The 7740-nt window shown below is 71.9% G+C and carries 6 protein-coding genes and 2 pseudogenes; 3 read left to right on the top strand and 5 right to left on the bottom strand.

The features are described 5' to 3' along the window. From ACFWY6_RS42825 to ACFWY6_RS42805, 5 genes and pseudogenes are all read right to left on the bottom strand, one after another. Positions 1-432, bottom strand: a pseudogene (locus ACFWY6_RS42825) (formate dehydrogenase); the annotation flags it as partial. After that, positions 401-1069, bottom strand: coding sequence for a molybdopterin-dependent oxidoreductase (locus ACFWY6_RS42820; protein WP_384702532.1), 669 nt, complete (start codon positions 1067-1069; stop codon positions 401-403). The pseudogene ACFWY6_RS42825 and the gene ACFWY6_RS42820, both read right to left, overlap by 32 nt. Before the next feature lie 136 nt (positions 1070-1205). Beyond that, positions 1206-2792: an APC family permease gene (locus tag ACFWY6_RS42815; RefSeq protein ID WP_384702529.1), complete on the bottom strand. Its 1587-nt coding sequence runs from the start codon at positions 2790-2792 to the stop codon at positions 1206-1208. Positions 2793-2834: 42 nt separating this feature from the next. Further along, on the bottom strand, positions 2835-3794 hold the full coding sequence (locus ACFWY6_RS42810; protein ID WP_384702527.1) for a hypothetical protein: 960 nt from the start codon (positions 3792-3794) through the stop codon (positions 2835-2837). Between the two features lie 211 nt (positions 3795-4005). Next, positions 4006-5661 carry an FAD-binding dehydrogenase gene (locus tag ACFWY6_RS42805; RefSeq protein WP_384702524.1) on the bottom strand — a complete coding sequence of 552 codons (1656 nt, stop codon included), beginning with the start codon at positions 5659-5661 and terminating at the stop codon, positions 4006-4008. Positions 5662-5882: 221 nt separating this feature from the next. On the opposite strand from ACFWY6_RS42805, the gene ACFWY6_RS42800 reads away from it, so the two are divergent. The 3 genes and pseudogenes from ACFWY6_RS42800 to ACFWY6_RS42790 all read left to right on the top strand — a co-directional run. Then, the gene (locus ACFWY6_RS42800) at positions 5883-6773 is read left to right on the top strand and encodes a DMT family transporter (RefSeq protein WP_384702521.1); all 891 of its coding nucleotides are present in this window, start codon (positions 5883-5885) and stop codon (positions 6771-6773) included. A 99-nt stretch (positions 6774-6872) separates the two neighbouring features. Next, on the top strand, positions 6873-7511 hold the full coding sequence (locus ACFWY6_RS42795; RefSeq protein ID WP_384702518.1) for a TetR/AcrR family transcriptional regulator: 639 nt from the start codon (positions 6873-6875) through the stop codon (positions 7509-7511). Positions 7512-7516: 5 nt separating this feature from the next. After that, a pseudogene (locus ACFWY6_RS42790) lies at positions 7517-7678 on the top strand (SDR family NAD(P)-dependent oxidoreductase); the annotation flags it as partial. Positions 7679-7740 lie beyond the last annotated feature (62 nt).

Here is a 7740-nt window from a genome sequence, read left to right as displayed (position 1 = left end):
GGCTCGTGGGTTGAACCACACACGCAGCCCGGTGCCAACCATAACCCGGCCCCCCCCGCCGACCCCCCCGGGGAACTGTTTGGCCCCGGGTTTGACGTTGCCCGGGGGGCGCGGCGCGGCCCTGCGGCGCAGGGCCGACCGGAGCCAGACCTTGTCGTGCGCGCCGAAGCGGTTCAGGAGCCGCAGGTCGCCGCGGAAGGCGCGGGAGGCCAGGCCCGCCAGGAAGGGGGCAGGGAGCAGCACGCCCGACCACGTGTGGAGGGTCACCACCAGCGCCCGGCGGCCGACCAGTTCGGCGAGGAACGGGAGGTAGAGGCAGGCCGCCGTCGCCACGCACACCCCCATCAGGACCGCCGTCAGGCGATGCGCCCACCGCTGAGCGGGAGTGAAGCGCGCGACCTCAGACCGCCGTCGGCTCGTCGTCACGGCCATTCGAATCACCCACCCAGGCGTCGACGTCGTAACCCCGGCGCTCCCAGTACCCCGGCACCACCTCGTCGGTGAGCTCGATCCCCGAGAGCCACTTCGCCGACTTGTAGAAGTACATGGGGGCGACATAGAGGCGGACCGGGCCGCCGTGGCTGTGGCCCAGGTCCTTGTCCTGCATGCGCAGGGCCACCAGCACATCCGCCCGCCGCGCCTGCCGCAACGTCAGGCTCTCGCTGTACGTCCCGTCGAAGCAGGTGAAGCGCACGGCGCGGGCCGTGGGGCGCACGCCCGCCGCGTCCAGGAGCCGGGAGAGCCGTACGCCCTCGAAGGGGGTGCCCGGCACCCTCCAGCCCGTCACGCACTGGACGTCGCGGACCAGGCGGGTCTGGGGCAGGGCACGCAGGTCCGCCAGCGAGTGCGTCGTCGGCCTGTCCACCAGGCCGTCGATCTTCAGGCGGTACGACGACGCGTCGCGGTGCGGGACGGACGAGGCCACCGAGTAGTAGCGGAAGCCGCCGCCGTTGGGGAGCAGGTCCGTCAGGCCGGTGGGGTCCTTGTCGGAGGCGGCGCCCAGGAAGGACTCCAGGCCCCGCTGGAGGGGCGGCGCGGCGGCCACGCCCGCGACGCCCAGGCCGAGCATCCCGAGGACAAGACGGCGGCCGACCGGTGCGCCGCCGCGCTCGCCGTAGTCCTCTTCGGGCTGGTGCGGATGGGGAGTTGTCACCCTTCGATTCGAGCACCCGCGGCCCCCGGGGTACAGGGGCCGCGGGTGTCCGTCAGCGTTCCGTCATATCCGGACGCGCCGCCTTCTCCAGCTGGAACGCCTCGTTGCCCAGGCCGATCCTGGCGTGCGCGTCCGGCTTGGTGGAGCGCAGGACCGCGCCGTAGACCACGCCGATCAGGGCGGCCAGCAGGATGATGCCGGGCAGCACCCAGCTGAGCTCCGAGCCGGGGCCCGCGCCGACCAGGACGTCGAAGTCCTTGACCGTGTAGCCCGCGATGACGAGCAGGCCGGTCGCGGCGAGCGCGGACGCGGTGATGCGCCAGGCCTGGGCACGGGCGGCGCCGCGGCGCACGAAGAAGACGATGACCGCGACGGACGCCGTGGCCATGAGGAGGATGACGCCCAGGGCGCCGATGTTGCCGAGCCAGGTGAACAGGTGCAGGACCGGCGCGGTGGGGTCGCCGAACGGGCCGTCGTCGGTCACCGCGAAGGCCACCACGATCAGGACGGAGACGACCGTCTGGAGCAGGGAGCCGGTGCCGGGGGCGCCGGTGGAGGTGTTGGTCTTCCCGAACGCGGCGGGCAGCAGTCCCTCGCGGCCCATGGCGAAGGCGTACCGCGCGACCACGTTGTGGAAGGAGAGGATCGCCGCGAACATGCCGGTCACGAACAGGACATGGAGTACGTCGGTGAAGGCTCCGCCGAGCCGGGACTCGGTGAGCCCGAAGAGCAGCCCCGCGCTCTGTTCCTGCGCGGCCGGGACGATGCCGGAGGGGCCCGCAGCGACCGTGAGCGCCCAGGAGCTGATCGCGAAGAAGAGCGCGACGAAGCCCACCGCGAAGAACATCACGCGGGCGACGACGACCTGCGGACGGCTGGTCTCCTCGGCGTACACCGGCGCCTGTTCGAAGCCGGTGAAGGCCGCGATGCAGAAGCAGAGCGACGTGGCGACGCCCGCGCCGGTGAGGGTGTCCGGGTTGAAGGCGTGCAGGGACAGGCCCTCCTTGGCCGGGTCGGCGATGGCGGCGATGTCGAAGATGACGACGAGCGCTACCTCGACCAGGAGCAGCACGCCGAGGACCCGCGCGTTCAGGTCGATCTTCAGCCAGGCGAGCACGGCGACGACGGCGACGGTGACAAGTGCCGGTATCCACCAGGCGACTTCGACCTCGAAGTACGTGTTGAGCAGTCCGGAGACCTCGAAGCCGAGGAGGCCGTAGAGGCCCGCCTGCAGGGCGCTGTAGGCGACGAGCGCGACCAGCGATGCACCGGCGCCCGCGGTGCCGCCGAGGCCGCGCGATATGTACGCGTAGAAGGCGCCCGCGTTGTGCACGTGACGGCTCATCTCGGCGTACCCGAAGCTGAAGAGACCGAGGACCACGCCGAGGACGAGGAAGAGCAGCGGCTGTCCGACGACACCCATCACGCCGTACGTGGTGGGCATGACGCCGGCCACGACCATCAGGGGCCCGGTCGCCGCGAGCACGGAGAGCAGCAGTCCCGCGGTGCCGAGGCGGCCCGCGCGCAGGGCCCGCTCCTCGCCCACGTAGGTGCTGATCCCGCTTTCGGTGGCGGCGCTCGCGGCGGGTGCTCCGGCGGCTCTGCCGCCGCTCGTACTGCTCGAACTTCCCGTCGCCATGGCGCGGTGGTCCTTTCAGGGGGGACGAATGGGTGCGGTGGGTCAGGCTGCTCCGCGCGCGACGTCGCGCGCGGCGGTGAACGCCGTGTACGGGTCCCGGTCCGGGTACGACCAGGGGTCTTTGGTCGCGTGCCGCCCGATGCGGTGGAACAGCGCGGCCGCCTCGGCGGCACGGCCCTCGCAGAACTTCGCGTGGGCAAGGAAGTTGAGGTCGACGCGGCAGCGCGGATGGGCCCTGCTCTCGGGCATCTCCCACTCCAGCCACCAGTCGAAGGCCGCCTTCATGACCTGGCGGGCCCGGCGGCCCGTCCAGTGCCCGGAGGCCGCGGGGTCGGCGGGCTCGCTGCCGATGGTGGCGAGGACGCGGTAGCGCTCGGCGTGCGCGATGACGGGAAGGACCGCCAACGGCGAGTCCGCGGGGGCCTGTTCGGCCGCCCAGGCGGCGAAGTCGTACACCTCGTGCAGCGGGTCCTGGCCCGCGGCGGGGCGCCGTTCGGCGAGCCTGGCCACCATCAGATGGTGGGCGTGATGGTGCTCGGGGTGCCGGTGGCGGACCTCGTCGAAGAGCCGCACGACGTCCTCCTCGCGGCCGAGGGTGCGCTCCAGGGTGAGCAGCGCGAGCCAGGGCGTGGGGTCGGCGGGGACCAGCGCCGCCGCCTCCCGGCAGGCTTCCCGCGCCTTCTCCGGGCGCCCCTTGCCGCGCAGCGCGAGATGCACCGCGGCGTAGGCGAGCAGCACGGCGGCGTCGGTGCTCTCGGGCTCGGCGAGCCGCCAGTCACGGGTCCAGGCGGTGGTGGAGTGCTCCTGCGCGAGTACGCCGAACCGGTGGCCCCTGCGGTCCCAGTCGTCGCCGGTGGCGGCGAACAGCGCACGGACCTCGGTCCAACGGCCCTGGGCCAACGCGGTGCGGGCGGTGACCAGTTCGGCGTCGTCGAGCGCGGAGTCGAAGGTGTGCGCCGCTCGCTTGCGGGAACGGCCCAAGGGGGGTGGGGGTGGTGACACCGCGGGACTTCCTCCCCGGCGCGGCTCGCTTACGGATGATCACGCTTAGCAAAGCGGTAGGCAGCGCTCCAGTCAAGGTCAGCCCGTCGTGACGGCCTTCACCAACTCGTTTCAAATCCCTCAGACTTCATCCCGACCTGCGTGGCTGCCCGCTTGGACACGGTTCGGACAACTGCCGCCGATTGCTCGGCGGCAGCGGCGAACGGACCTCTCAGCTCACGGACTTGGCGGCCGCACGCCCGGCCGCGCGCCCCGAGAAGAGACAGCCGCCGAGGAAGGTGCCTTCGAGCGAGCGGTAGCCGTGCACTCCCCCGCCGCCGAATCCGGCGGCCTCTCCGGCGGCGTACACACCGGGAAGCGGATCCCCGCCCTGCGCCAGGACGCGCGACGAGAGGTCGGTCTCCAGGCCGCCGAGTGTCTTGCGGGTGAGGATGTTGAGCCGCACCGCGATGAGCGGGCCCGCCTTCGGGTCGAGGATCGGGTGCAGGGGAGCCGCCCTGATGAGCCGCTCCCCGACGAACTTGCGGGCGCCGCGGATCGCGGTGATCTGCAGGTCCTTGGTGAAGGGGTTGACGATCTCGCGGTCGCGCGCCTGGAGCGTGCGGCGCAGCGCCGCCTCGTCGATGAGGGGCTCCTTGGTCAGGGCGTTCATGCCGCGCACGAGCGCGCCGAGATCCTTCTCGACGACGAAGTCGGCGCCGTGGTCCATGAACGCCTTGACGGGGGCCGCCACATCGGCACGCGCGCGCTCGATGACACCGCGCACGGACTTGCCGGTCAGATCGGGGTTCTGCTCCGAGCCGCTGAGCGTGAACTCCTTGCCGATGATGCGCTGGTTGAGCACGAACCACGTGTACTCGTACCCGGACTTCATGATGTGTTCCAGCGTGCCCAGCGTGTCGAAGCCGGGGAAGAGCGGGACGGGCAGGCGGTCGCCGCGCGCGTCGAGCCAGAGCGACGAGGGGCCCGGCAGGATGCGGATGCCGTGGTTCTCCCAGATGGGATTCCAGTTCTGGATGCCCTCGGTGTAGTGCCACATGCGGTCGCGGTTGATCAGGCGGGCACCCGCGCCCTCGGCGATGCCGAGCATCCGCCCGTCGACGTGCGCGGGTACGCCCGCGACCATCCGCTCGGGCGGAGTGCCGAGCCGCTCGGGCCAGTTGGCACGTACGAGATCGTGGTTGCCGCCGATGCCGCCGGACGTCACGATCACCGCCTGGGCCCGGTACTCGAAGGATCCGGTGACCTCACGGCTGCTGGCCTTGCCGCGCTCGACGCCGGAGGGTTCGAGGACCTCTCCGGTGACGGTGTCGACGCTGCCCGCGCTGCGGGAGAGACCGGAGACGCGGTGGCGGAACTTGAGCTGGACGAGGCCGCGGGCGACGCCTTCGCGGACCCGTCGCTCGAACGGTGCGACAAGGCCCGGTCCCGTCCCCCAGGTGATGTGGAAGCGCGGCACGGAGTTCCCGTGCCCCTGCGCGTCGTACCCGCCGCGCTCGGCCCACCCCACGACGGGGAAGAACCGCACGCCCATCCCGTGCAGCCAGGACCGCTTCTCGCCGGCCGCGAAGTCGACGTACGCCTCGGCCCATTTCCGCGGCCAGTGGTCCTCGGGCCTGTCGAAGGCGGCGGTGCCCATCCAGTCCTGCAGGGCGAGCGCGTGCGAGTCCTTGATCCGCAGGCGCCGCTGCTCCGGCGAGTCCACGAAGAACAGTCCCCCGAAGGACCAGTGCGCCTGCCCGCCGATGGACTGTTCGGGTTCCTGGTCAAGGAGGATGACCCGGCGGCCGGCGTCGACGAGCTCGGCCGTCGCGGCGAGCCCGGCGAGACCCGCGCCGATCACGATCACATCTGCGTCGTAGGCCATAAGGGTCGTTCCTCCTAGTACGGGGGCGGGGGCGCACCAAAGGGGGGAGTTACTGGTGAGTCAGATCCTGAGTACCCAGGTGACCCACGTCAACTACCCGGTTCGGGTCACTCGCGGAGCGGGCCACGGAGAACGGGACTATCGTCGGCCGGGTACCCGCCAAGTCCCCACCCCGTGGCCCGCCTTGAGCACCTGTCCCGTCCCCCGTCTCGAGGTACGACGTGTCGGTCCTGATCCTCGTCCTCGGCGTATCGGCCGCCTGCTGCCTGGGCTTCGGCTTCGTGTTCCAGCAGGACGCCGCCCAGCGCGCCCCGCTGAGCGACTTCCTCTCGCCGCGGCTCCTGCTCGACCTGGTGAAGGTGCCGGAGTGGCTCGGCGGGATCGGCCTGATGGTGTGCGGCATGGTCCTCGGCGCGCTCGCGCTGGCCCAAGGTGAGATCTCCCTGGTGGAACCGCTCCTCGCCACGAACCTGCTCTTCGCGCTCACGCTCTCCCGCTACCGGACGAAGCAGCCCCTGGGACGGCAGGGCTGGGCGGGTCTCGTGCTGCTCGCGGGCGGGGTGACGGCGTTCATCGTGGCGGGGCAGCCGCAGGGCGGGACCGCGGAGTCCGGTCAGCTGCGGCAGTGGCTGATCATGGGCGTGATGGTGGGTACGGCGATGCTCCTCACGGCGTACGCGAAGGCGTCCCGGCACCGGTGGACGGTCGGGCCCGTGCTGCTCGGGGTGGCGGCGGGTCTCCTTTACGGGGTGCAGGACGCGTTGACGCGGGTGAGCGGGCAGCGGTTCGACGACGGGGGCCTGACCCATCTGCTGACGGGGTGGCAGCCGTATGCGGTGCTTGTGCTCGGCGTGACGGGGCTGCTGCTCGTCCAGAGCGCGTTCGAGACGGCGCCGCTGCGGATGTCGCTGCCTGCGCTGACTGCCGCGCAGCCCTTGGCGGGGATTGTGTGCGGGGTGGGTTTTCTCGGGGACCAGCTGCGGATGGATGCGGCGGCGCTGACCTGGCAGGTGGTCGGCCTCGCGGCCATCGTGGGCGGCATCGTGCTGCTCGGGTTGCACCCGGCGATGCCGCGGGCCAAGACGCGATTAGCGGTGCGGGCCCCGCTCTAGACCGCCGCTTCGCGGCGGATTTTCTCCCGCCCACCCACCCGATTGCCCGGCAGCGCAGCAGATCTCGCTTTTAATAATGGGCAGCATTACAGTTGCCCCATGGCCAGGACCTCAGGATCCGACACCCGGGAGAAGCTGATCCGCGCCGGGGAAGAAGTGTTCGCCGCGCAAGGCGTGGACAGCGCCCAGCTCCGGGACATCGTGCGGATCGCCGGGCAGAGCAATCCCTCCGCCGTCCAGTACCACTTCGGCTCGCGCGCCGGGCTGCTCGACGCCGTGATGGCCGCCCGGCAGACGCGGACCGAGCAGGTCCTCGAGGCCGAGCTCGCGCGGCTCGGGGACGCGTCCGACAGCCTGCCCCGCCTCCTCACCGCCCTGGTGAACGCCGAAGCCACCGAGCTCCGAACGGAGCGGGGCCGGCGCTGCCTGCGCATCTCCGCCCAGCTCAGCCACGAGAGCGGCGTACGCACCCGGACCCCGCACCCCACCATCGACGGCACCGTCTACTGGGAGCTGATCGGCCGCGTGGAGGACTGCCTGACGGCCCGACTCCCCGAGCCCGTACGCCTTGAGCGGCTCGACCTCGCGCTCACCCTCATCGGCGCCGCCATGGGCGACCGGGCCCGCCAGTACCTGGCCGGCACCACCCCCCTGACCGACGAGCCGCTCTTCCTCGCCGACCTCGTCGAGACCACCACGGCCCTGCTTGGGGCCCCCACCCCGCGGAGAGAACCATGAGCGAACTGCACGACCTCACCGGCAAGACCGTCATCATCACCGGCGCCGCCCGCGGCCTCGGCGCCGAGGCCGCGCGGCAGGCGGTCGCCGCGGGCGCCCACGTCGTCCTGACGGACGTGCTCGACGAGGAGGGCAAGGCCACCGCCGCCGGAACCGGCGCGGGCGCCCCCGGCGCGCCCCACCACCTGTAGTCCGCGGTGGACTGGGGGCGCGGCGCCCGGGTGGCGGT

The sequence above is a fragment of the Streptomyces sp. NPDC059037 genome (assembly GCF_042740015.1).
Lineage (GTDB): Bacteria > Actinomycetota > Actinomycetes > Streptomycetales > Streptomycetaceae > Streptomyces.
The sequence above is the reverse complement of the archived record's forward strand: the minus strand, read 5'-3'. Positions and strand labels throughout refer to the sequence as shown.